The organism is Pseudomonas sp. Pmew2 (assembly GCF_058129885.1).
This window is the reverse complement of record NZ_CM176702.1, coordinates 3,579,258-3,602,231: the sequence shown is the minus strand read 5'-3', so window position 1 is coordinate 3,602,231 and position 22,974 is coordinate 3,579,258. Positions and strand designations below refer to the sequence as shown.

Annotated in this window: 17 protein-coding genes, 1 tRNA gene and 5 pseudogenes; 13 read left to right on the top strand and 10 right to left on the bottom strand. The window is 59.0% G+C overall.

The genetic code is table 11. The annotated features are described in order from the left end of the window. Positions 1 to 696 (top strand): lipopolysaccharide core heptose(II)-phosphate phosphatase PmrG, encoded by a 696-nt coding sequence (gene pmrG / locus AC4ANK_RS16410; protein ID WP_460384974.1) that lies wholly within the window; start codon positions 1 to 3, stop codon positions 694 to 696. Next, positions 696 to 1,127 (top strand): annotated as a pseudogene (locus AC4ANK_RS16405) (phosphatase PAP2 family protein); the annotation flags it as partial. The gene pmrG and the pseudogene AC4ANK_RS16405, both read left to right, overlap by 1 nt. A gap of 10 nt (positions 1,128 to 1,137) precedes the next feature. On the opposite strand, the gene AC4ANK_RS16400 reads toward AC4ANK_RS16405, so the two are convergent. Further along, the gene (locus AC4ANK_RS16400) at positions 1,138 to 1,887 is read right to left on the bottom strand and encodes an IS5 family transposase (RefSeq protein WP_460382697.1); all 750 of its coding nucleotides are present in this window, start codon (positions 1,885 to 1,887) and stop codon (positions 1,138 to 1,140) included. A 93-nt stretch (positions 1,888 to 1,980) separates the two neighbouring features. Between AC4ANK_RS16400 and AC4ANK_RS16395 the strand changes: the two are divergent. Then, positions 1,981 to 2,424: pseudogene (locus AC4ANK_RS16395) on the top strand (phosphatase PAP2 family protein); the annotation flags it as partial. Positions 2,425 to 2,443: 19 nt separating this feature from the next. After that, positions 2,444 to 3,118 (top strand): response regulator transcription factor, encoded by a 675-nt coding sequence (locus AC4ANK_RS16390; protein WP_004665622.1) that lies wholly within the window; start codon positions 2,444 to 2,446, stop codon positions 3,116 to 3,118. A gap of 7 nt (positions 3,119 to 3,125) precedes the next feature. On the opposite strand, the gene AC4ANK_RS16385 is transcribed toward AC4ANK_RS16390, so the two are convergent. Both AC4ANK_RS16385 and AC4ANK_RS16380 read right to left on the bottom strand, forming a co-directional pair. Beyond that, on the bottom strand, positions 3,126 to 4,163 hold the full coding sequence (locus tag AC4ANK_RS16385) for an AraC family transcriptional regulator (RefSeq protein WP_031596678.1): 1,038 nt from the start codon (positions 4,161 to 4,163) through the stop codon (positions 3,126 to 3,128). A 9-nt stretch (positions 4,164 to 4,172) separates the two neighbouring features. Beyond that, the gene (locus AC4ANK_RS16380) at positions 4,173 to 5,087 is read right to left on the bottom strand and encodes a GGDEF domain-containing protein (RefSeq protein ID WP_044320273.1); all 915 of its coding nucleotides are present in this window, start codon (positions 5,085 to 5,087) and stop codon (positions 4,173 to 4,175) included. A 523-nt stretch (positions 5,088 to 5,610) separates the two neighbouring features. On the opposite strand from AC4ANK_RS16380, the pseudogene AC4ANK_RS16375 reads away from it, so the two are divergent. From AC4ANK_RS16375 to AC4ANK_RS16355, 5 genes and pseudogenes are all read left to right on the top strand, one after another. Beyond that, a pseudogene (locus tag AC4ANK_RS16375) lies at positions 5,611 to 8,127 on the top strand (TonB-dependent receptor). Positions 8,128 to 8,164: 37 nt separating this feature from the next. Then, on the top strand, positions 8,165 to 10,093 hold the full coding sequence (locus AC4ANK_RS16370; RefSeq protein ID WP_460384977.1) for a phytase: 1,929 nt from the start codon (positions 8,165 to 8,167) through the stop codon (positions 10,091 to 10,093). Between the two features lie 55 nt (positions 10,094 to 10,148). After that, positions 10,149 to 10,859 carry a protein TolQ gene (gene tolQ / locus AC4ANK_RS16365; RefSeq protein ID WP_004658021.1) on the top strand — a complete coding sequence of 237 codons (711 nt, stop codon included), beginning with the start codon at positions 10,149 to 10,151 and terminating at the stop codon, positions 10,857 to 10,859. A 9-nt stretch (positions 10,860 to 10,868) separates the two neighbouring features. Beyond that, positions 10,869 to 11,315, top strand: a complete 447-nt coding sequence (gene tolR, locus AC4ANK_RS16360) for a protein TolR (RefSeq protein ID WP_031596674.1) — start codon at positions 10,869 to 10,871, stop codon at positions 11,313 to 11,315. After that, positions 11,312 to 12,154 (top strand): energy transducer TonB, encoded by an 843-nt coding sequence (locus AC4ANK_RS16355; RefSeq protein WP_031596673.1) that lies wholly within the window; start codon positions 11,312 to 11,314, stop codon positions 12,152 to 12,154. Before tolR ends, AC4ANK_RS16355 begins: the two co-directional genes overlap by 4 nt. Before the next feature lie 41 nt (positions 12,155 to 12,195). On the opposite strand, the gene AC4ANK_RS16350 is transcribed toward AC4ANK_RS16355, so the two are convergent. The 3 genes and pseudogenes from AC4ANK_RS16350 to AC4ANK_RS16340 all read right to left on the bottom strand — a co-directional run bounded on the left by AC4ANK_RS16350 (position 12,196) and on the right by AC4ANK_RS16340 (position 14,194). After that, complete coding sequence (locus AC4ANK_RS16350; protein ID WP_460409000.1) at positions 12,196 to 12,903, bottom strand: methyl-accepting chemotaxis protein; 708 nt, start codon at positions 12,901 to 12,903, stop codon at positions 12,196 to 12,198. A 201-nt stretch (positions 12,904 to 13,104) separates the two neighbouring features. Continuing rightward, a pseudogene (locus tag AC4ANK_RS16345) lies at positions 13,105 to 13,188 on the bottom strand (hypothetical protein); the annotation flags it as partial. A gap of 385 nt (positions 13,189 to 13,573) precedes the next feature. After that, positions 13,574 to 14,194 (bottom strand): hypothetical protein, encoded by a 621-nt coding sequence (locus AC4ANK_RS16340; RefSeq protein WP_404940500.1) that lies wholly within the window; start codon positions 14,192 to 14,194, stop codon positions 13,574 to 13,576. Positions 14,195 to 14,439: 245 nt separating this feature from the next. On the opposite strand from AC4ANK_RS16340, the gene AC4ANK_RS16335 reads away from it, so the two are divergent. Beyond that, positions 14,440 to 14,515: transfer RNA gene (locus AC4ANK_RS16335), tRNA-Asn, on the top strand. 167 nt (positions 14,516 to 14,682) lie between these two features. On the opposite strand, the gene AC4ANK_RS16330 is transcribed toward AC4ANK_RS16335, so the two are convergent. Both AC4ANK_RS16330 and mapR read right to left on the bottom strand, forming a co-directional pair. Next, complete coding sequence (locus AC4ANK_RS16330) at positions 14,683 to 15,096, bottom strand: helix-turn-helix domain-containing protein (protein ID WP_080718939.1); 414 nt, start codon at positions 15,094 to 15,096, stop codon at positions 14,683 to 14,685. Positions 15,097 to 15,512: 416 nt separating this feature from the next. Then, positions 15,513 to 16,922: a GntR family transcriptional regulator MpaR gene (gene mapR, locus AC4ANK_RS16325; RefSeq protein WP_031596667.1), complete on the bottom strand. Its 1,410-nt coding sequence runs from the start codon at positions 16,920 to 16,922 to the stop codon at positions 15,513 to 15,515. A gap of 389 nt (positions 16,923 to 17,311) precedes the next feature. Here mapR and AC4ANK_RS16320 point away from each other — a divergent pair, with 389 nt between their 5' ends. Next, positions 17,312 to 18,799, top strand: a complete 1,488-nt coding sequence (locus tag AC4ANK_RS16320) for a SulP family inorganic anion transporter (RefSeq protein ID WP_031596665.1) — start codon at positions 17,312 to 17,314, stop codon at positions 18,797 to 18,799. A gap of 23 nt (positions 18,800 to 18,822) precedes the next feature. On the opposite strand, the pseudogene AC4ANK_RS16315 reads toward AC4ANK_RS16320, so the two are convergent. Next, positions 18,823 to 19,998, bottom strand: a pseudogene (locus tag AC4ANK_RS16315) (sensor histidine kinase). A 5-nt stretch (positions 19,999 to 20,003) separates the two neighbouring features. Next, a complete protein-coding gene (locus AC4ANK_RS16310) occupies positions 20,004 to 20,693 on the bottom strand; it encodes a response regulator (RefSeq protein ID WP_004665612.1) in 690 nt (229 codons plus the stop codon). Between the two features lie 98 nt (positions 20,694 to 20,791). On the opposite strand from AC4ANK_RS16310, the gene AC4ANK_RS16305 reads away from it, so the two are divergent. Together AC4ANK_RS16305 and AC4ANK_RS16300 are read left to right on the top strand one after the other, a co-directional pair. Next, positions 20,792 to 22,072: a TolC family protein gene (locus AC4ANK_RS16305; protein ID WP_031596664.1), complete on the top strand. Its 1,281-nt coding sequence runs from the start codon at positions 20,792 to 20,794 to the stop codon at positions 22,070 to 22,072. A gap of 19 nt (positions 22,073 to 22,091) precedes the next feature. Beyond that, complete coding sequence (locus AC4ANK_RS16300; RefSeq protein ID WP_004665610.1) at positions 22,092 to 22,943, top strand: MipA/OmpV family protein; 852 nt, start codon at positions 22,092 to 22,094, stop codon at positions 22,941 to 22,943. Positions 22,944 to 22,974 lie beyond the last annotated feature (31 nt).

Here is a 22,974-nt window from a genome sequence, read left to right as displayed (position 1 = left end):
TTGGCTGACACGACAATAAACAAGAATGTGCTTGCCGATTCGGGCATTCAGCAGCGCCACAAAGTGCATCAGCACATCGTCTCGATAACGGTGACTGTCGTATTACTGGCGATCTGCGCCTGGTTTTATACGGCGTTCTCAAGCGTGCATGTAGTGGATCTGGGCGTTGGCAGCAACCTGAAGGTTTCCGGTCTTCGCGAGCATTGGCGGCAAGGTGATGTGGTGGTGATGGTTCGGCACGCCGAACGCTGCGACCGCTCGACCAACCCTTGCATGGGTGATGCTGACGGCATTACCTCCAACGGGCGGGATGCGGCACTGGCCGTGGGCGCCGGTCTGCAGAAAATGGGCATGGACCATGTGCGCATGATCGCCAGCCCCAAGACCCGCACTCAGCAGACTGCACAACTTCTGGCAGGCCATTCCGTGGCCGCTCAGGACTGGATCAACGACTGTGACGGCGGTTCCATGAAGGTCGTGGAAGACCACAAGGTCAGTGGCGAAAATCTGGTGCTGGTGACGCACAGTGGCTGTATCGACCAGTTCGAACGCAAGGTCGGCGTGATCGGTGGCGAGCGTTCAAGTGAATACGCTCAGGCATTTTTCGTGCAGATGGATGGTACCCACCGTCCTAAAATTCTCGGCTCCCTGACCTCCGGGCAATGGGCCAACCTCAGCAGCGAGCAATTCAATTGATGACATCCTCCAGCCCCAGGCTGCGGTTTTACGCCGTCAATCTGGGTGTACCCGTTTTTTTCGCTCTACTGGTCTTCGTGACATTCGACCTGACCAGTATTGACCGACAGTTGAGTGACCTGTTTTTTGATTCGGCAGCCGGAGTATTTCCCATCGGGCAGATGCACCTGTTCGAGACCATCACGCACAAGTGGGCGCGAATCATCCCGGACTGGACCGGAGAGTTGGCGATCATCGGTGCGATGCTGTCGTTCGTCTGGCCTTTACTGGAAAAAAAGGCCGGTTCGCGCTTCATGAGGCGCCTGTCGGGTTCCCGGACAGAGGCGCTTCTGCGCTTTACGCGCAGGCATCGGCTGGACTTCTTTTTCGTGATCGTTGCCTTTGCGCTAAGCACCGGCATGATCCATTACCTGAAAAGCCACACTAGGGTCTGTTCCCGTTTCACATTGGCAGCCACAGAAAAGCGCAGGCCATTGCTATGACGCTTTCATAGTTTCTCTTGAGTTTGTCGAACCGAGAAGCCGCCGCCCGGAAATGCTTCAACCGGGCAAAGGCGTTTTCTACGAGATGTCGATTGCGATATAACCCTTTGTCCAGATCTGCGTTCCCTTTCAGAGAATTGCGCTTTCGTGGAATCACCACTTTGCTGCCTTGCTGCTCGACCTGAGCGCGTATCGCTTCAGTGTCGTAGCCCTTGTCCGCAATGATCACTTCTGCATTGGGCATCTTGGCAATCAACGAGGCCGCCTGCGAACAATCATTGGTCTGGCCTCCGGTCACGTCAAATGCAATGGGCAGCCCACAAGCGTCTACAGCCAGGTGAATCTTGCTGGTGTTACCGGCTCGGCTTTTTCCGATGGCCTGGTCCTGCGTGCTGGCAGCACCTGCACTGTGCTGATGAGCCTTTACATAACTGCCATCAATGAAAACCCACTCCATGTCAGGATCGGTCATCAGCACCTCAAGCACCTTGACCCACTTGCCTGAAGCAGACCAGGCATTGAACCGCTTGTAGACCTTGCTCCAGTTTCCAAACGCTTTCGGCAGGTCTCGCCAAGGGCAACCCACACGCATGCGGTACAGCATGCCTTCAACCGTGGTGCGCAAATCTCGCTTGTTGTAGATCGATTCGTGCAGCAAAATTTCTCGAAGCTTCGGCCAGTGCTCATCACTGAGCATTAATCGGGGCATTGCAGGCTCGTATTGGTGTTGTGTGAGAACTCCAACAATACGGGCCTGTTCTCATAGAGATCAATGGGTTACGTCGAAACGGGAACAGACCCTAGTGTGTACTGTCCCGTTGAAACCACCTTGTACGGTGGCAGCGAGGCGCACATCGAGTGGTTCCGAAACTTCAATTTTCTGCATGAAGCCGGTGCCGGGCGTTGCTGGCCGGGCGGTCATGCGTCAAGCGCATTCAGTCTGCTGGCCTTGTACTTTGTGGCTCGGCGCTACTGCTGGCATCATTCCAACATCCTGCTGGCGGGCATTCTCGTGCTTGGCATGATCTACGGCACTACGCGGGTGCTGCAAGGCTGGCACTTTATGTCGCACACGTTCTGGGCGGGTATCGTGGTGTGGCTGAGCACGCTGCTGGTCGCACTATGCTTTTATGGACGATCCAGGTTGCAACAGCCAATTCGTAACGCTGCGGTTTCCGGTCGGCGTGATGAATTTTTTACTCAACCTGCCGATTCAATGGCAACAGGGTCCCGCTCGGCCGGGTAGAAAACAAGAAGGCGCTGCAATGAACATTCTGGTTATTGAAGACCACCGTGACATTCACGATAACCTGCTGGAATTCTTCGAACTCAGGGGGCACGCGGTAGAAGGTGCGCTGGACGGCCTGAGCGGGCTGCACCTGGCGGCCTCGAAGCGCTTCGACGCGATCATCCTCGACATCATGTTGCCGGGCATTGACGGCAACCAGATTTGCCGCAGTCTGCGCCAGTATTCGAAGTCCGAAGTCGCCATTGTGATGCTCAGTGCGCGGGATGAGCTGGATGACCGTCTTACCGGCTTCAAGGTGGGTGCCGATGATTACATCACCAAACCGTTTGCAATGTCCGAGGTGCTCGCCCGGGTCGAAGCGGTGGTGGGCCGACGCCAGCGCAAGGATAACCGGGTGATGGTGGTCGCTGACCTGCACTTCGATCTGGATACCCTTGAGATAACCCGCAACGGTGTGCCTTTGAAGCTCAACCCGACCAACATGAAGCTGTTGGAATTGTTGATGCGCAAAAGTCCCCATATCGTGAAGCGATCCGAGCTGGAAGAAGTGCTTTGGGGGCGTGATGCCCCGAACAGCAGTAGCCTGCGCAGCAACATTCATATCCTTAGGCGGGTGCTGGACGGCGACCACGAGACGCCGTTGCTGCATACCGCTCATGGCCTGGGTTACAAGTTGTGTGTACAGCGCTGAAGCCTGCTCAGTCGAAATTGAACAGGCGCTGGATCAAGGTCGGTGTACTGCCGGTCCAGCGTTTGAACGAGCGGCGGAAGTTGGCCGGATCGTTGAAGTTCAGGTAGTCCGCCACAGCCTCGTTGCTCAGCCCCTTGATCTGATACAGGTACAGCGCGACATGCTTGCGCGCCAGGTCGTGCTGGGCCTGAAAGCTGGTGCCGTGTTTGTGTAGCTTGCGCTTCAGCGTAGCCGGGCTCATGGCGAAGGCATTTGCAACCTGTTCCAGGCTGGTAGCCTGGCGCACGTTGTCACGCAGGTGCTGGTGTAACCGGTCCAGCAGGCTGAATGGCATACCCAGCGCAGCGAGTTGCCCGGCGGCTTCCTGTTGTGCGACCTGCACGGCGATGGGTGATGCGCCTGGCCACGCGCGGGTGAGGTAATGCCGGGGCAGGCGCATCATGTCCAGCGGGCGGCGAAATGCCGTGTTCTCGCCCAGATGCACCCAGTATTGTTCGATGTAGCGCGGTTCCTCGTGACAGAAACTGCATTCCCACGGCAGCCGTTCCCCGCTGAGCAACTGACTCATCGCGACCAGTGCAGTCATACCGGCCTCCAGCAGGAAGCGTTGCTGTTCGCCAGCGCCGCAACTGTCCAGCCAGTAAAGGTAGGCAAAATGCTCATCCAGCTCCAGACGCGGCGTCAGCAGCGGGCTGAGCAGCGCATGCTGGTGGATCAGGATTTCCAGCGCCTGATGCAGGTTTTGCGCATGACGCAGCGCATGGCTTGCGGCGCCGTAATGGCCGGGAAACAGTCGCTGGCCGAACAGGAAACTGGTGTCGTCGGCTTCCATCTGGCGTTGCGCGTTACCGATCAGAACGAAGAATTGCTGCGCACTGAGCCGCGTCTTGCCCGCAACGATGTCTTCGTAGAACAGGCCTGTGCCTTTGAGCAGGCGATGGCTGTCGATCCCGCGCGACAAGGCCAGATCAATCAGCGTAGCCGGCTGGTAATGGCCGGGGATGAAGCGGCTGTCGGCTTCGTACCAGTCACTTTTGAGAGTCACGGCAGTCGCTCAGGCAGTACGGGTCAGGGGACGTCGGGCGCGGGCCAGCGACAGGTTGAGGCGGCGCAGCAGGTTGTCCGGCGTTTCATTGAGGGCCATGACCACCGCCACGCTGGCCGACAGTTGAATGCGTTCACCTTGTTGCCGAGTCTTGTGCGCCAGGCTGGCAACCGCCTGTTGCAGCTCCAGCGCCAGCAGTTTCGCCTGACTCTCTCCGGTATTGGGCAACAACACCACAAACCGGTCGCCCGCCAGACGGCAGAGCAGGTCCTGGCGGCGCAAATTGAGTACCAGCAGATGGCTGAGCGCCGATAGAACCTCATCGCCCTCGGCATGACCGAATGCGTTATTGATCGCGCTGAAGTCATCCACATCCAGTACCAGCAGCGACAACGGTTGCTGCTGGCAGAGGCTTTCTTCAAGGCTGACGACCAGTTGGCGTTTCAGATAGTCGGCGCTGCCCAGCGGTGTGAGCTTGTCGTAAAGCCGATGCTCACGAAAGCCACGCTCGCGCTTTTCCATCTGAGCGCTGATCGCCAGTTGCTCGCGATGCCAGTGATAGATACCGAGGGTCAGCAGGATAAGGCCGATTGGCATCGGTCCGGATTCCAGCCAGTGACCCCACTGGATGTGGCTGGGCAGGCGAATGAACTCGTCCAGCGCGTCGATCCACCAGGAAAAGAACACACAGCTGAGGCCTGTCGACAGGTAATTGGTGACCCGACCGGCTGGTCGGCTCTTGAACACCAGAAACAGCCAGACCAGCGACAGCAGCGCGGAGCCGCCTTCGCCGACGATGTCCAGCCATTGCCATTCGCTGACCTGTTTGACGTTGCCAAATGCCAGAAAGGCCAGCAGGCCCAGGTTGGAAGCGACCATCAGCGCAGCGAGTTTCCAGCGATGGGGTTGGATGATCCTGAACATGAAAAGACGGCTCCCGAGCTGCTGGTTATCGGCCAGCAGAACAGATGTACATGACACTTCGGTGACGGGTAACGCGGACCGCTAAAGGTCGAATCAGCTCACGTGTGTTGCAGGTTTTTTCTACGCGCCTGACTGCCACCCGGCTGGTTCGCCTGCCAAACGCATGCGGTTCGTGACGCTTTGCGTCACAAGTCTCCGGAGCAGCACAATGTCATGATGCGTCTGCAGGAGGTCGCCATACGTGCTTCTCGATCACGGTGGCACTGGCGACGCGGAGCGTCACGAACTCCATTCCAACGCAGAGCGTTGGAAAGAGAGTCATACGCACATCGGCTTTTGATTCCGGCCAGCCCCGCCTGAAAGTCAAATCAGCTCATTTGCCTGCCAAATCACCCTCAAACCCGCTGTTTCCAGCCCCTGCGCCCGTTACCTGTCACAGAACCGTCACTGCGCGGCTCTAGCTTGCGCCTCCAGTTGCCGGGTCATTTGCCTGGCCTGTCGGGATTATGGGGGAGGACTTAACATGCACAGGCGTCGCAGCAGGGCTCAACTGGTCGGCTTCACACTCAGCGCGCTGGCATTTGCCATTGCCAGCGAACGTTTACAGGCGGCCGAAGCCGATACCACCGAGCACGTGCAAGTGGTCGGGCAGGCGGCGAGTATCGACAACGCGCTCAAGGAGCAACGCAGCTCCGACAACATCAAGAGCGTGGTGCATGCCGACGGTGTTGCGCAGTTACCGGACCAGAACGTCGCCGAAGCAGTGCAACGCATGCCGGGCGTCAGCGTCGAGCGCGATCAGGGCGAGGGGCGCTTTGTCACCGTCAGGGGACTGGCGCCTGACCTCAACAGCGTGACCATCAACGGCACGCTGGTGCCTGCCCCGGAAAGTGGCCGACGCGCCGTAGCGCTGGATGTGCTGCCTGCCGAACTGGTGCAGTCACTGTCAGTGATCAAAACCCTGACCCCGGACATGGACGCCAACTCGCTGGGCGGTACAGTCGATGTCGAAAGCCTCTCTGCCTTCGACCACAAAGGGCTGTTCTAAACCGGCAGCAGCGAAGCCAGCTACGACAAGAACACCCACCAGACCAGCCCCAAGTTTTCTGGCGCGGCGAGCAATCGTTTCAGCCTTGGCGACGGCATCGACAACTTCGGTGTGGCGGCAGCACTGAGCTGGCAGAAGCGTGATTTCGGCTCCGACAACGTCGAGACCGGCGGAGACTGGGACGGCTCGCGACTGCAATCGTTTGAACAACGCGACTACGACATCAGCCGCGAGCGCACCGGGGGTGGTCTTAACTTCGATTACAAACCCGATGACCTCAGCAAATACTACCTGCGCACCCTGTACAGCCGTTTCAAGGATGATGAGGTGCGCACCACCAACGGTTTCGAATTTGCCAATGCCCAGAGCGCAGGGCAGACCGGCGATGCCGAGGGCACGCGCAAGCTCAAGGCGCGCACCGAAACTCAGGAAATCCAGTCCTACGTGTTCGGTGGCGAACGTATGGTCGGCCTGTGGACGCTCAGCGGCCAGGCCGGTTACAGCGAGTCCAGTGAAGACAGCCCTAGCCATATTGCCGGGGCCACATTCGTGGGCAACGATGATTTTGCCGACACCGGTTTCTACGACCGCGACAAGCCAAGGCCCATCGTCGATCCCTCGTTCTACGACAATTCGAACTTTACTCTGGACAAGGTCGACCGGGAAAAGCAGTACACCAAAGACACCGAGAAGAACGTGCGCCTCGACCTGGCCCGCGATTACGACTTCAAGGGCTATGCCTCGCAGTTCAAGTTTGGCGGCAAGGTCAGCCGACGCGACAAAAGCAACGATCTGGAAGTCTGGAAATACGACGATTTCGATGATCAGGGTTTCAGCGATCAGCAACTCAACCTGACACAGTTCCAGAAAGGCACCATCGACTATCGACTGGGCAATTTCGGCAGCGGTATCAGTCCCACTGCGGTCAAGGGCCTGATCGGCGGCCTGAACGCCGCCGACGCCTACGACGCGTCGGAAAGCCGGGCCAATGACTTCAAGATCAACGAAGACATCAATGCCGGTTACTTCATGAATACGCTGGATGTCGATAAATGGCGCTTCATCGCCGGTCTACGTTACGAGGGCACGGAGATGGACGCCAAAGGAACTGGCGTGCGCGATGGGGCATTCGAGTCCAGTACCACCAACCGCCGCTATCACCACTGGTTACCAGGTCTGCATGCCCGTTATCAGATCGACAAGAGAACCCAGTTGCGCGCCGCCTGGACCAAAACCGTGGTGCGCCCGACGTTCGGGCAACTGGCGCCGGGCTTTGTGATCGACGATGACGAAGCCTCTTTCGGTAACCCGAATCTGAAGCCGCTGGAGTCGAGCAACCTTGACCTGGGCATCGAACACTTCATGGGCCGAGCGGGGACGGTGTCGGCGTTCGTGTTCTACAAGGACATCCAGAATTTCGTCTACAACACCGACCTGGCGGGCACCGGGCAGTGGGCGAACTTCTCCGAAGCCAACACCTACGCCAACGGCGACAAGGCCAAGCTCTATGGCCTGGAGCTGGCCTATTCGCAAAAGCTCGACTGGCTGCCATCGCCATGGAACGGTCTGCTGCTGGGCGCCAACGCCACGTTGAGCCGTTCCGACGCCAGCATCAACGGTTTCGACCAGAGCACCGGCACCAACCGCAAGCGCGACATCGACCTGCCCAGCCAGTCGAAAACCGTCGGTAACGTCATGCTCGGCTGGGAGAACGACAAGCTGAGTCTGCGTCTGTCCGCCAACTACAAATCGGCCTATCTCTACGAGTTGGCGTCGATCGGCGACAAGGACCACGACCAGTACGTGGATGCGCAGACTTTCGTCGATTTCAGCGCCCGCTATTCACTGACCAAGAACCTCAAGGTCAGCTTCGAGGCGCAGAACCTCACCGATCAGCCGTATTTCGTCTACAGCGGTCATCGCGCCTACAACGGCCAGTACGAAGAATACGGCCCGACCTACAAAGTCGGCCTGACCTTCACTCACTTCTGATCGACCTGACGCGCTCATTCAAAGGATTCAACCGTTCATGATCATTTCGTTATCACCCAAGCCAGCGTGCCTGGCGCTACTGCTTTGTCTTGCGATCGGGGCTGCGCACGCTTCGCCGCCGATGGACCTGAACCTGACACGCTGGGCTGAAAATGCTTCGTTCAAGGCTCAATCGGCGAGCTTTCTGCCGGGCAGTGACGGCACCCGCCGCCTGGCCGCGAGCGTCAAGGCCGGTCTGTTGCTGCTGGATGAGCAGGGCCGCGAGCTGGCGAAAATGCCGGGGTCGTTCCAAGGGCTCGACAGCCGTACTACAGGCTCAAGTGTGCTCATTGCAACGCTGGATAATGCCCGCCAGCAGGCCATGCTGACCCAGCTCGATCCGACCGGAGCACACTGGTCAAAGCCGGTATATCTGCCCGCACGCGATTATTCAGTGGCCGGTCTGTGCCTGTACCGCGATGACGCCAGCAACCTGTTTGTGTTTCTGGTGGGCGAGGAGGGCAAGGGCGAACAATGGCTGATTGGCGCAGATAATCGACTGAACGACGCGCCACGCCTGGTGCGCAACCTGCCGCTACCACCCAAAGCCGAGTTTTGTCAGGTCGATGACGCTGCGCACAGGTTGTTCGTCAATGAACAAAACATCGGTTGGTGGGCTTATTCGGCGCACCCCGAGGCTGAGGTCGCGCGTCAGCCTGTGGCTCTGCGCGAACCGTTTGGCGATTTGAAACAGGCGGCGGGGGCAATGGCCATTGTTCCGGGCGGTTTGCTGGCGCTGGACCCGAAAGGCAAGGCGTTGCATCTCTATCAGCAGCAGGATTCGCTGGAGAGCTGGACGCCGGTGGCCGATCTGTCGCTGATGAGCCTGAAAAAGCCGGAAGGGCTTTCTGTGCGTGAGAGCAAGAACAGCTTGCAGGTGTTGGTTAACGACAATGACGGCGAGCGCCTGTATCAGGGGGAACTGAGCTGGTCGCCCAAACCGGTGAATAACGCCAAGCCGTTGCCGACTGTCATGGCGGCGAGTCAGAGCCAGCCGGTCGGGCGTCAGGGTGACGCCGCCGACGACCCGGCCATTTGGGTCCACCCGAAAAATCCGGCGCTCAGTCGCGTGTTGGGCACCAACAAAAAGCAGGGCCTGCTGGCTTATGACCTGACTGGCAAGCAGCTGCAGGAATTACCGGTAGGCCGCCTGAACAACGTCGATCTACGCCCAGGCTTCATGCTCGGCAAGAAGAATGTCGATCTGGCGGTAGCCAGTAACCGGGATCACAACAGCCTGAGCCTGTTCAGCATCGACCGGACCAGCGGCGTCATTCGTGAAGCGGGAGAGATCCCCACACCATTGGCGGAAATCTATGGCGTCTGCCTGTTCAAACCTGCCAGTGGCGAGCTATACGCCTTCGCCAACGGTAAAGACGGCAGCTTTCTCCAGTATCGGCTCAGCGCGTCCGACGGTAAGGCAAAAGGCGAGCTGGTACGCCGCTTCAAGGTCGACACCCAGCCGGAAGGCTGCGTGGCCGATGACCAGCGTCAACGCCTGTTTCTCGGTGAAGAGGACGTTGGCGTCTGGGAAGTCGATGCGCGCGCCGATCAGCCTGCGACGCTTTCCAGTGTGATCAAGGTGGGCGAGGCGGTGCATGCCGATGTCGAGGGGCTGGCGCTGTATCAGAGTGACAAGCACGACTATCTGGTGATCTCCAGTCAGGGCAACGACAGCTACGTGGTGGTCGATGCCGAGCCGCCTTACGCACTGCGCGGCGCTTTTCGGGTCGGTCTCAACGCGAACGCGGGGATTGACGGTACCTCGGAAACCGACGGCATCGAAGTGACCTCCATGAACCTCGGCGGCCCTTGGAGCAAAGGCATGCTGGTGGTGCAGGACGGGCGCAAACGCATGCCCGAGCAGGCGCAGAACTTCAAGTTCTTACCGTGGGCCGAGGTGGTGAAAACCTTGAAGCTGCCGTAAGTCGTTTGTCATCAAGCGGTGCTAATCATTCGTTCCATTACAGAGGACTACCACGATGCACGCCACCCTCGAACACATGACTATCTGGGGCCTGATCAGCGATGCCAGCCTGCTGGTCAAGGCCGTGATGCTGATTCTGTTACTCGCTTCGCTGGTCAGCTGGTACCTGATCATCCAGCGCAGTCTTGCGCTGGGCCATTACGAGCGGACACTGGATGCGTTTCAGCAGCGCTTTCGCGCTGAAGCCGAGCTGGCACCACTGTACGCCGAAAGCCGTTCGGCTCAAGAGGGCGCTGACGGTATCGAGCGCGTCTTCAACGCCGGTTATGCCGAGTACGTGCAACTCAAGCCACGTCCCGGCATCGAGCCTGACGTGGTGCTGTCAGGCGTCGAACGCGCATTGCAGGTCGCCATCAGCGAGCAGGAGCTGCAACTGGAAAAAGGCCTGCAGTTTCTCGCCACGGTTGGCTCGGTCAGCCCCTACATCGGCCTGTTCGGCACGGTCTGGGGGATCATGAATTCCTTCATCGGCCTGTCTCAAGTGCAGCAGGCCACACTGTCGACGGTCGCGCCGGGTATTGCCGAAGCTTTGATTGCCACGGCCATCGGCCTGTTCGCCGCCATTCCTGCCGTTATCGCCTACAACCGCTTTGCCGCGCGTGGCCAGACGCTCACGGCCCGTTACTACAGCTTCGGCAATGAACTGCAGGTGCGCCTGAACCGCACCCTGCAAGGCCTGACCCGCAACATGGCCGCTGCGGCCTGAGGACTTGTCATGCTGGTCAAACCGCAACGCAAACATGGCCCGAAAGCCGAAATGAATGTCGTGCCCTATATCGACGTGATGCTGGTGCTGCTGGTGATTTTCATGGTCACGGCACCGATGCTGACCCAAGGGGTGAAAATCGAGTTACCCAAAGTCGCCAGCGAAGCACTCGCCAGCGATACCCGGCAGCGCATCGTGACCCTGTCCGTCAAGGCGCAGGGCGGCTACTACTGGAACCTGGGCGACACGGTCGATACTCAGGCGCAGACCGATAAGGCTGCGAGCCTTGAAGACATGCAGGAGCGCATTGCCCGACTGGTTGCCGAGCGCAAGGACACGCAAGTGTTCATCCGTGCCGATGACAAGGCTGATTATGGCCGGGTAGTCGCCGCCATGGCGGCGCTGCAACGCAGTGGCGTAACGCAATTGGGCTTGGTGACCGAGGCCCCGCAATGAACACCCTGGCCCTCGATTACCACCCGCCGCGCCGCGAATGGGTGAATGGGCCCTGGCTGCGCAGCAATGGCCTGGCCGCTGCCATCGCGCTGGCATTGCATGGCGTGCTGCTGGGCGGTCTTATGTTCGGCTGGAGCCCGCACGAAGCACCGCCCGCACAGAGCAGAACCCTGACCACGCAATTAGTGATTTTGCCGCCAGCGCCTGAGCCGGTTCCAGTCGCCGCTGCGCCGGTTGTCGAGCCTTTTCAGCTGCCGCCACCTGCACCGGCCTCGCTGCCGATCACCCAGCCGGTAGAAGCTGCAAAACCGCAGGCAGAGCCGCAGCGCCAGGTCGAACAGGCGGCGTTGGCACGCAAGCGCGTTGATGAGCAAAAGCGTGAGCGCGAACAGCAACAGAGCGTTCAGCGCCTGCACGAAGCCGAGCAGCAAAAGCGCCAGGAACAGCAGCGGCTGGCCGAACAGCAACGTCAGCAGGTTGAGCAACAACGTCAGGCCGAACAGGCGCGTCAGTCTGCCGAGCGCGCCCGCCAGGCGCAGCAATCAGCACAACAGCAGGCCGCCGCTGACAGCAGCCAGTATCAGCCACTCAGCAAGGAGGCTCCGGACTATCCCGAACGGGCTCTGGACAAAGGCATCGAGGGTGATTGCACGGTGGTCTACGACGTGTCGCCGCAAGGCACGGTGGTCAACCCGCAAGTGCAGGGTGCGTGCCATCCATTGTTCATCCGTCCGTCACTGGCCGCAGCGCAAACCTTTCGTTATCAGCCACGGGTTGTCGAGGGCAGGGCAGTGACCGTGTCCGGGGTGAAGAATACTTTCCACTACCGGATCAAATAGACAGCGGGCCTGACGCAAGCTGCGGCAGGCCCGCACAGGTTTTAACTGACCTTGAAGCGCCGTACCAGCGCAATCAGGCGAGTGTTGGACTCGGAAAGGGCAGCGGTGCTGCGTTCGTTACTGGAGCCGCCTTCGACCAGCTCTTCGACGATGTGCCGAACGGCAATGATGTTACGGCTGATTTCCTCTGACACCGCGCTTTGCTCCTCGGCCGCTGTGGCGATTTGCGTGCTCAGGTCGTTGATCTGCAGAACCGAGCGAGTCATGTCGTCCAGGCCGCTTGTTACGGCAGTGGTTTTGCCTGCCGTGGTCTGGCAACTCTGGCGGGTTTTTTCCATCGCGGCTACTGCTGCGCTGACGCCTTGTTGCAGGCTGCCGAGCATTTCGTTGATCTCCGACGTGCTGGCCTGGGTGCGAGCGGCGAGGGCGCGCACCTCATCGGCCACGACCGCAAAGCCACGACCCTGTTCGCCGGCGCGCGCGGCTTCAATGGCGGCGTTAAGTGCGAGCAGGTTGGTCTGCCCGGCGATTTCGCCAATCACCGCCAGCACCGCGTTGATGCGCTTGGCGTCCTGCTCCATCGACTGCACTTTGCTGGTGGCCGAATCGACCTCGCTGATCAGTGCATTCACGCTGTCAGAAGCGTCCGCAACAACGGTTTTCGATACCTGAGCGTTCTCGTTGGCCGACTGCGTGAAGCTTGCGGTCTGCGCCGCGCTGCGGGCCACTTCGTCCGCGGTGGAGGACATCTCGGTGATCGCAGTAACGGCCTGATCGGTTTCGTTGGCGTGGCGGATCAGAATGGCACTGGTAACGCCCGCCTGACTGCGCAGTTGTTCGATACCGCTGGCAATCTCGCTGGTGGAACTGCTGACGTCGAGCATCATGCGTTGCAGGTAGGCAATGAAGTTGTTGACCGACTCACCCACCTGATCCACTTCATCGTGCCCTTTGACGGCAATGCGCCGGGTGAGATCGGCGTCACCGGCCGACAGCGTGTCGATGTTGGTTTTGAGCACGCCCAGACGGTTCATCAGCGTGCGCAACGCAACGATCATCAGCACCAGCAGCACCAGAACCATCGGGATCTGCAGCCAGGCCAGGGTCTTGAGGACGGTTTCGCTCTGGCTTTTCAGCAGATCGGTGTTTTGCGAAACGGCCAGCAACCAGGGCGTTCCAGCAACCGGCATCAGAAACAGGGTTGACTCCTCGCCATCGCTGTTCTGGTAAGTCAGACGCGAGGTGCCAGTACCTTTGACGGCGAGTGCCGACTTGATGCCATTGATGAACGGCGATTGCGCCGCCAGTTCGGAGACGTTGCGCAGCACGATCTTGTCGCTGCTGCCCGGCACGTTGGACAGAATCTTGCCATCGGCCTCAATGATCATGATCCGGCCATGGACTTCCTGCTCTTTGGCTTCAACCAGCTTGTTGAAGAAGCCCAGCGTCACGTCGATGGTAGACACGCCCCAAGGCTGTCCGTCCTTGGTAATGGCCATGGCGCAGTTGGTGCGCGGTTCCGGGCTGGCGGCATCCTGATAGGCGGGCGCCCAAGGCGCATTGGCCAGCAGGGGAGTTCAAGCCGCCTTTGTGCCAGCCCTGTTCGAAATAGTTGAGCGACTCAGGCGAGTTCCAATGGGTGTTGACGATCAATTTTCCCGACGCATCGCGATGGTAGAAGGTGCTGTGCTTGGCACGACCGGGCGTGCGCACGTTCGGCAAAGGCCAGATCCCGCCGCCGAATACCTTGGCTTCGCCGTACTGGTTGACCATGAACGGCAGCAAGCGGTCGATATCGTCACTGGACAGCTGCGGCACCAGCTCGGTGATCACCCGCGCCTGCGCCTGTACGCGCGCCAACTCGGTCTTGATCTCATCGCTGATGTCTGCCGCCTTGGCGGTCAGCATGTTTTCATCGTTGGCCGTAAGCCTGGGGGACACGAACTGACCGATGCCATAAACCGTCAGAACAACGACCAGCGCCATGAATCCTACGAAGGTTGCGGTGTAGCGAGCTTGTACTGTCTTGAGCGAGGCCATTTTTTTGTTATACCTGATCCGTAGGAAAGGAATTACCTGACTCAGGTGTCGACCGGGATAGATATTTCTTGATGTGACAAAAGTGCCAACTTCAGTACGATCGGCTGCGTCCAGCGTCGCGCAAGGCACTAGAGGTATTCTCCCGTGGGTCATCAGGAACAACCGATATCGCGCAAGCCGCAACGCAGAAAATTTTTCAGTCCCTCGCTTGACTTCCTTTTCCTAATCAGTAACATAGCGCTCATTCCGCGATAGCTCAGTTGGTAGAGCAAGTGACTGTTAATCACTGGGTCCCTGGTTCGAGTCCAGGTCGTGGAGCCAGACAAGGTTTCAGAGAAGACTTTAAAAATCTTTGAAACACCGAAAACCCGCCTTCTGGCGGGTTTTTTAGTTTTAGCGCCGAGCACTGGCAACGCGACAATTCATGGACTTGGCAAAGAAAACACCTTGAGTAGTTTTTAAATCGCCTCCAGTACCAGAAATGAATCTTACGTCTGCACCGAACGCGTCGTTGATCCGCTCGCATCGGAGGACTGCGCTTTAGACCTGCGCTTGTAATCCGCAGGCGTCATCCCGGTAAGTTGAATGAAAGCCCGTCGGAACGAGGTATCCTCGTTGTAGCCGCACTTGAGTGCCACTTTTTTAATGCTGGCTCCCGGTGTCTGGAGGAGGACGCAAGCCGTTTCTATCCTCACTCGGGTAATGAGCTCTTCAGGCGACTCATTGGTTAATTTCTTGAATTGTCGATGCATTGTCCGCTCGCTCAGATCCAACATTTTGGCGAGCTCTTCAGCCGTCAGCCCGGGTCTGGCATGGCGAATGATTTGCTCGGTTTCCAGAAGCAGCGGATCAGCACTATTTATAAAACCGCGGGGTGCATAAACCAGTTGAGGCAGTGACAAGACTAGACGGGTAAATCGGCAAGGGTATATGAGGAAGACTAATTAATCGGCTGCTGAACGAGTTTCGAGCAGATTTTCGCGCCAATGCGCAGCATGGGCGCGATAGTCATCAGGACGTGTGTATAACCGTGAGCGATGAGTATCACGGCGATAATCAATGCTCAATACGGCGAAATAGTCCCCAGCAAACCCACCGCTATCGCCAGCAACAAAAAACCTATCAATGAAAGTCCGAGCTTGCCCATGAGCGTCTCCTGCTGATCGATCTGTCTGTAACGAGTCGCAGGTTCCGGTCTATGACGGTTGTCCTGCGCGTTTTAATGCGTGGCCATTATCCTGCGCAGGCAGATTCTGGTACAGATTCAGAAATAGCTTAAAAATACGGATCAGTTGTACGTGGGCCGAACGTAAACACTTCAGAACGACGCGATGATTCGTCCAAGCATCGCCATGGCCTGCTCGCTGCGTTCATCCCAGGGCGTGCCGTAGTTCAGGCGTGCGCAATTCTTGAAGCGCTGCGAGGCCGAGAAGATCGGGCCGGGTGCCAGGCTGATGCCTTGGGCCAGGGCCATCTGGAACACCTGCAGCGAGTCCACTTGCTCGGGGAATTCGAACCACAGAAAGTACCCGCCAGCGGGGCGGGTGACGCGTGTCGCTGCCGGGAAATAACGAGCGGCAGCGGCCAGCATCGCGCCCTGTTGCAGTTCGAGGGTGTCGCGCAATTTGCGCAGGTGCCGGTCGTAGCCGCCATGTTTGAGGTAGTCGGCAATCGCTGCCTGGGCGGGGACAGAGGGTGAAATGGTGGTCATCAGTTTCAGCCGATTGATCTGTTCGGTATAACGCCCGCCTGCCACCCAGCCGACACGGTAGCCGGGGGCCAGGGTCTTGGAAAACGAGCTGCAGTGCATCACCAGCCCGCTGTGATCCAGGCTTTTGACCGGATGGGGTGCATTGGCGCCGTAATACAGCTCGGCGTACACATCGTCCTCGATCAGCGGGATCTGCTGTCGTTCCAGCAGGTTGTAGAGCCTGATTTTTTTCGCCTGGGTCATGCTCGCGCCCAGCGGGTTCTGGAAGCTGCTCATGAACCAGCAGGCTTTGATCGGCAGGCGTGTCAGGCTGTCCTGCAAAGAGTCCAGATCCACGCCGTCACGCGGATGCACGGGGATTTCGACGGCTTTTAGCTTGAGCCGCTCCAGCACCTGAAGGCAGGCATAGAACGCAGGTGCTTCGATGGCGACCAGGTCGCCGGGCTCGGTAACGCATTGCAGGCACAGATTCAGGCCTTCCATCGCGCCGTTGGTGATCACCAGTTCGTCGGCGGGCAGGCGCACGCCACTGATCATGTAGCGCAGAGCAATCTGTCGGCGCAGTTCAGAGTTCCCGGTGGTCATGTCGCTGACAATGCCCGCTGGCGTCATCGCCCGCACCGCTGAAGACATCGACTTGGCCAGGCGCGGCAATGGGTAAAGGTTCGGGCTGGGAAATGCCGAGCCGAAAGGGACGGTGTCCGGGTTCTTGAGCGAGCCAAGCACGGAAAAAATCAGGTCGCTGACGCCCAGCTCGGTGCCTTCGCTGGTGTGCCTGACCAGTTCAGGCTCTGTCAGCGCATTGGCAGCATGCTCGCGCACGTAATACCCGGAGCGTGCACGAGCCTGAATCAGGCCTTTGTCTTCCAGCAGGTAATACGCCTTGAAGACGGTGGCGGGGCTCACCGAATAGGTGCGACTGGCAACCCTGACGGAGGGGACTTTCTCGCCTGCTGGCAACACGCCGCTGCGAATCATTTCCGAAATGTCGGCGGCGAATTTTTCGTAGCGTTTCATAGAAGGCATCGGGGCAAATAATGCCTGCATCATGAGTGAAAACAGCCCTTGCAAACAGGAGCAAGTTATCCTGGAAAAAGCATATGAGCTGCGCGGTGTCGCTGTCGGGCTAGCCTCTGCGTCTTGAAACCCTTAAACGGATGGGGCTATGATAATCGCGTCGTGCGACCCATCGAAGGAATCACTCTTGTCCCGTTCCAGCTGGCTGCCTACGCCGCCTTAGCGCTTCGCCCCCTCGCCACACCTGACTGCCACTGACTGCGGTCGCCTGTCGCTGTGTCCGTTTTACGGTCGCCGCCACCTCCATCACTACTCATTCGAAAACCGATGCACACGTACGTCCGGCATTCGCTGCTGCGCGTCCTGCTGTGCTCGACACAGGTATTTCCATGCTCGAAAAAATCAAAGCTACGTGGTTTTCCAACGTCCGGGCCGATGTTCTGGCCGGGCTTGTCGTTGCACTGGCCCTGATTCCAGAGGCTATCGCGTTCTCCATCATCACGGGGGTAGACCCGAAAGTCGGGCTTTACGCCTCGTTCTGTATCTGTGTGGTCATTGCTTTCGTGGGCGGCCGCCCGGCGATGATTTCCGCCGCCACAGGTGCGATGGCACTGCTGATGGTGAACCTGGTGAAAGAGCACGGTCTTCAGTATTTGCTGGCGGCCACTTTGTTGTGCGGCGTGTTGCAGATCATCGCCGGGTACTTGCGCCTCGGAGAGCTGATGCTCTTTGTTTCACGATCAGTGGTGACCGGCTTTGTGAACGCGCTGGCGATTCTGATTTTCATGGCCCAACTGCCGGAACTGACCCATGCGACCTGGCCGGTCTATGCCATGACGGCGGCGGGCCTGGCAATTATCTATCTGTTCCCGTGCGTGCAGTTGCTGGGCAAGCTGCTGCCGTCGCCGCTGGTGTGCATTCTGCTGCTCACGGCAATGTCCATTTACATGGGCCTTGATGTACGAACAGTTGGTGATATGGGCGCGATGCCTGACAGTCTGCCGGTGTTCATGTGGCCGGACGTTGCGCTGAATCTCGACACGCTGTTGATCATCCTGCCGTACTCCGCGGCTTTGGCGGTGGTGGGCCTGCTTGAGTCGATGATGACCGCAACCATTGTCGACGATCTGACCGATACCACCAGCGACAGGAATCGTGAGTGCAGAGGGCAGGGCATTGCCAATATTGCCAGTGGCCTGATCGGTGGCATGGCCGGTTGCGCGATGATCGGCCAATCAATGATCAACGTGAAGTCGGGGGGCAGAACACGACTCTCGACCCTCAGCGCGGGCTTGCTGCTGTTGATCATGATGCTGTTTCTGGGCGACTGGCTGGCGCGTATTCCGATGGCGGCGCTGGTGGCGGTGATGATCATGGTGTCGATAAGTACGTTCAGCTGGGAGTCGATCCGCAACCTTAAACAGTACCCGCTCTCGACCAATATCGTGATGGTCGTGACGGTGATCATGGTGGTAGCCACCCATAACCTCGCCTATGGCGTGCTGGTGGGGTCCCTGCTGGCCGCGATGTTCTTTGCCAGCAAGATCGCCCGTTATCTCGACGTCACTTCGCAACGCGACCCCGAGCACAGCCACCGCACTTATTACGTGACCGGTCAGGTGTTTTTTGCTTCTGCCGAGCGCTTCATGGCGTCCTTCGACCTGCGCGAAAACGTCGAAACACTCGCCATTGATCTGCGCGAGGCGCATTTCTGGGACATCACTGCGGTTGCCGCGCTGGACAAGGTGGTGCTCAAGCTGAGGAGGGCGGGTATCAGTGTGGACGTTGTAGGTATGAACCGGGCGACGGCCACGCTGGTGGATCGGTTTGGCGTGCACGACAAACCGGACGCTATCGATTCGTTGATGGGGCATTGATCCGCAGGTTCGGGTCAGCAGGATCAGGCCGGGATTTCCAGGCGGATCACCGACCCGCCGCCAGGCCTGTTGCGCACCCCGATAGTGCCGTCATGCTCGAGGCAAATAGCCCGGGCGATGGACAGGCCAAGGCCGCTGCCTCCCGAATAGCGCGCCCGCGAACGTTCGGCGCGCCAGAAACGGTCGAACACCTGCTCAAGGTTTTCCGAGCCGAAGCCGGGCCCGCGGTCGGAGACGGTCAGTTCCATGCTCCGTGCGCGGGCCCTGCCGACAATCAGCAGTTCACCGCCCATCGCCGAGTAGCGCAGCGCATTATCGACGAGAATATTGACCACTTGGCCGATCCGGTCACGGTCGGCGTTGACGGTCAGTCGTTGGGGGATGTCGATCGTCACGACAACGCCCGCTTGATCGAGCTGTGCGGCAAACCAGCTCAGGCGTTCGGCCACCAGTTTCTCAAGGGAAAATACCGTCTTGTCCAGGGTCAGCTGGCCAGCGCTGGCCAGCGAGAGAAGGTGCAGATCGCTCACCAGTTTGTTCAACTGGTTGAGCTGGCGGTGGACCATTTCCAGTTGTGCCAGATCGCGCGGGAACACTTCATCGATCATGCCCTGAATGCGCCCCATGGCCGCGTTCAGTGGCGTGCGCAGTTAATGGGCGATCATCGCGCTGGACTCGCTGACCTCCAGTTCGTAACGGCCTAGCTGGGTGGTCATGGTATTGAAGTCGCTGACCAGCGCCTGTAGCTCGTCCGGGTCTTTGTCGCTCATGGGCAGGCGCGTCTTGAAGTCGCCCTGGGCGACCTGACGTGCGCCTCTGGCAATCGAAGAGAACTGGCTGGAAAGCGGGCGGGAGAACAAAAAGCCGAAAAAGATGATGATAGGGATGGCCATCATCACCAGCGCTGCCAATACCCACCATTCCTTGTTGGCGATGCCCGGCAGCAGGTTTTCGATCGGGTAATACTCGAAGAACAGCTCGCGAAGCTTGACCATGTCCATGGCAGGTTCGGCCTGCAATCGTATGAACTCCGTGCGCACATCGGCTGGCATTGCCTGCAGTGTGAGCCAGTCAGACACTGTGACGTGCAGCCACATGCAGAACGCGATCACGATGACCGCACCGACCGCCAGCATGCTCATGCGCATGCCGACCCAGTGCCATAAAGGTTTCTGCCGGTGTCTGAAAAAACGTCGCATGAGGCTCACCTGAATCGATAGCCGACAGAGCGGACTGTCACCAGCACATTATCCACGCCGTGAATTTCGAGTTTGCGACGCAGATTGTGCACGTGCGCATCGACAACCCTGGCCAGCGCCTCGCTGTCGGGCAGGCAGATTTCCAGCAATTCTTCGCGGGTGAAGGCTTTGGAGGGTGTTTTCAGCAAGGTCGAAAGGATCTTGAACTCGGTGGGTGTCAGGTCGAGCAGTGTGTCTGTGCCGTCGTGTCCTTCAATGATGGCGGTGACTGCATTCAGGTCCACCAGCAGGTTCTGGTAACGCAAATGGCGGTCGTTACTGGCGTTCTGCTGGGAGCGGCGCAGCACCGCGTGCACACGGGCCACCACTTCCTTGGGGTTGTAGGGTTTGACCACGTAATCGTCAGCCCCGTAGCGCAATGCGCCGAGCTTTTCCGGTTCGTCGCCCATGGCCGTGACCATGATCACCGGTGTGTCGCTGCAACGGCGCACTGCCGACAGCACGTCCGTACCACTGACCAGCGGCAGCATGACGTCCAGCAGAATCAGGTCGGGTTTCCACTGGCGATGCATATCGATACCGCGCTGCCCGTTTTCGGCCAGCCCTACGCTGAACCCGTCACGACGCAGATAAGCCTCGAGAATGCTGGCGCTGTCGGCATCGTCTTCGACGATCAGAATGCGTTTTCCTGACACAAGAATGCCTCTTGATCAAATCTTGATAATTCACGAACGGTTTATTGAAAGTCGACGTTCAGGATTGCGTCCAGAGCCCACTGTCGCGGACAGATCCTATGCTGATGAGTACACCGCTGTCCAAGCGTATCCGCAACCTCGGATGCTGTTGCCTGGCTATGCTGCTGAGCCTGGTTTTTTCGGGTTGCTCATTGATTCCCGAGTATCAGCGCCCGGCCTTGCCGGTTCCTGCAGACCAGTTGTCTGCTGTCGTCCCGGCCGGTGATGCGTCCATTGCCATCGCGCTGACCGCTGACGAAGAAGCGCTGGCTGCCGAGCTGTCGCCAAAGGGTGAACTGCGGGTTCTGCTGCAATCAGCCCTGACGTTCAATCGCGATTTTCGCGTGGCGGTGCTGAGAGTGGATGAAGCCAGGGCGATGCGCGGCATAACCCGTGCCGATCGTTTCCCGACGATTGCAGCAGGCGTCCAGCGTAACCGTCAACACTTCGATAATGCGGCTGCCGATGAGCGTTACGGCCAGGACCTTTCCATCGCATCGGTGGGCGTCTCGGACTTTGAGCTGGATTTTTTTGGGCGCGTGCGCAGCCTGTCCGAGGCCGCGCGGCATGATTATCTGGCCAGCACGTATGGCCAGCAGGCGGCGCGCAGTGCGCTGGTTGCCGAAGTGGCTCGCGCCTGGCTGGCCGAGCGTCTGGCCGCCGCCGTGCAGCAGGATGCGCAGACCGTTCATGATGCCCGGCTGATGCTGGTAAAGGCGGCCGAAGAGCAGCAGCGCCAGGGTGCCATTTCACTCGACGATCTGATGGCGCAGCGCCTTGATACCTTGACTGCACAGCAACAGGTGCAGGATGCGCTAAGCGATCACGCGAATGCTTCCCAGGCTTTGCTGCTGCTCACCGGCTACTCGGCAGTGTTGCCAGCCACCACGCCGGATACGCCGGCGCTGACCGCCGCGCTGGTCGAGACCCCGGCCTGGCTGTTCTCCCCGCAACTGAACCTGCCGTTGTTCGACGGAGGGCGTAATCAGGCCAACCTGGATCTGGCGCATGTGCGCCAGCAGATCGCGGTCGCCGAGTATGAAAAAGCCATTCAGAACGCCTTCCGTGAAATGGCCGGTGTGCTGACCCGTCGTCAGCAGGCCCTGGGCCATGTCCGCAACGAGATAGAGCGCGTAGCGCTGGTCCAGGAAAAAGTGCGCCGCCTGTCCTTCGAACTCAATGCCGGTGCTACCGAACGCACGGCATTGCTGGGCTCCACCATCCGTATCGCCGAAGCCGATGCAGCCGGTCGCAAGTCACTCGATGAGCTGCAACAAAACCGGATCGACCTGTTTCGAGTGCTTCGCGGCGCAGAACCGACAACCCCACCTCAATCCTGAATGAAACCGGAGTATCACCATGAGTCCTGAAATCGCTCGTCCTCACGTTCGTCCTGCACTGCTCAAGCCTGCGCTAGGCGTGTTGATCGCCTCAGTGGCCATGACACTGGTCGGTCAGGCCTGTGCTCAGGACAGCGCGTCCACGCAAAGCCAGTCCATTTTCGGCGACAGGTTCAACGTCAATTTCGGCCTCGGCATGGCCGTGCTGCCACGCTACATGGGGGCCGATGAATACCGCAGTCAGGTGTTGCCGATGCTCACTGTCCAGCGCGGTATCTTTTTTGCGGATACCGCACGGGGAGTGGGGCTGCAGTGGCAGTCGGATTCCGGGTTCGGGGCCAGCGCAGCGCTCAACTACGATTTCGGCCGTACCGAGAAAAACAGTACAAACCGCCCTGGTTCCAATGAGCTCATAGGGATGGGCACCGTCAAGGGTGCAACGGTTGGCGACTTCATGATCTCTCAACAGCTCACGCCATGGTTGTCGGCCAGTGCCGAGGCCGAACTGCGTGTGGCCGGTGAAAAGCGTGGCAACCGTTACCGCTTGGGTTTTGAGGGCATCGCCTACCACAGCCAGACCGATACGGTGACGCTGGATATCGATGCGCATGCCGGTGACGGCCGTTACAACCAGACCTACTTCGGTGTGAGCCCGATCCAGAGTCAGCGCACCGGCTTTTCCAGATTCACGGCAGACAGCGGGATTTACGCTTACTCGGCTGCGCTCGCCTGGCAGCACACCTTTGATGCCCACTGGTCAACCGTTGCAAGCGTCGGGGTGACTCACTACACCGATCAGACCCGCGGCAGCCCGCTGGTCGAGACCGATGCTGAAGGCAGCGGTTTGATTGCCTTGAACTACGCCTTCTAAAGGGGTGAAGCCTGCCATGCGATTACATCCC

What these genes read in the sequence shown, in the direction of transcription:
- AC4ANK_RS16305 (WP_031596664.1), top strand. Translation starts at nt 20,792, where the DNA reads ATGCTGATGAGTACACCGCTGTCCAAGCGTATCCGCAACCTCGGATGC.
- AC4ANK_RS16320 (WP_031596665.1), top strand. Translation starts at nt 17,312, where the DNA reads ATGCTCGAAAAAATCAAAGCTACGTGGTTTTCCAACGTCCGGGCCGAT.
- AC4ANK_RS16390 (WP_004665622.1), top strand. Translation starts at nt 2,444, where the DNA reads ATGAACATTCTGGTTATTGAAGACCACCGTGACATTCACGATAACCTG.
- AC4ANK_RS16400 (WP_460382697.1), bottom strand. Translation starts at nt 1,887, where the DNA reads ATGCCCCGATTAATGCTCAGTGATGAGCACTGGCCGAAGCTTCGAGAA.
- AC4ANK_RS16350 (WP_460409000.1), bottom strand. Translation starts at nt 12,903, where the DNA reads ATGTCCTCCACCGCGGACGAAGTGGCCCGCAGCGCGGCGCAGACCGCA.
- AC4ANK_RS16380 (WP_044320273.1), bottom strand. Translation starts at nt 5,087, where the DNA reads ATGTTCAGGATCATCCAACCCCATCGCTGGAAACTCGCTGCGCTGATG.
- AC4ANK_RS16300 (WP_004665610.1), top strand. Translation starts at nt 22,092, where the DNA reads ATGAGTCCTGAAATCGCTCGTCCTCACGTTCGTCCTGCACTGCTCAAG.
- tolR (WP_031596674.1), top strand. Translation starts at nt 10,869, where the DNA reads ATGCTGGTCAAACCGCAACGCAAACATGGCCCGAAAGCCGAAATGAAT.
- AC4ANK_RS16340 (WP_404940500.1), bottom strand. Translation starts at nt 14,194, where the DNA reads ATGGCCTCGCTCAAGACAGTACAAGCTCGCTACACCGCAACCTTCGTA.
- mapR (WP_031596667.1), bottom strand. Translation starts at nt 16,922, where the DNA reads ATGAAACGCTACGAAAAATTCGCCGCCGACATTTCGGAAATGATTCGC.
- tolQ (WP_004658021.1), top strand. Translation starts at nt 10,149, where the DNA reads ATGCACGCCACCCTCGAACACATGACTATCTGGGGCCTGATCAGCGAT.
- AC4ANK_RS16370 (WP_460384977.1), top strand. Translation starts at nt 8,165, where the DNA reads ATGATCATTTCGTTATCACCCAAGCCAGCGTGCCTGGCGCTACTGCTT.
- AC4ANK_RS16355 (WP_031596673.1), top strand. Translation starts at nt 11,312, where the DNA reads ATGAACACCCTGGCCCTCGATTACCACCCGCCGCGCCGCGAATGGGTG.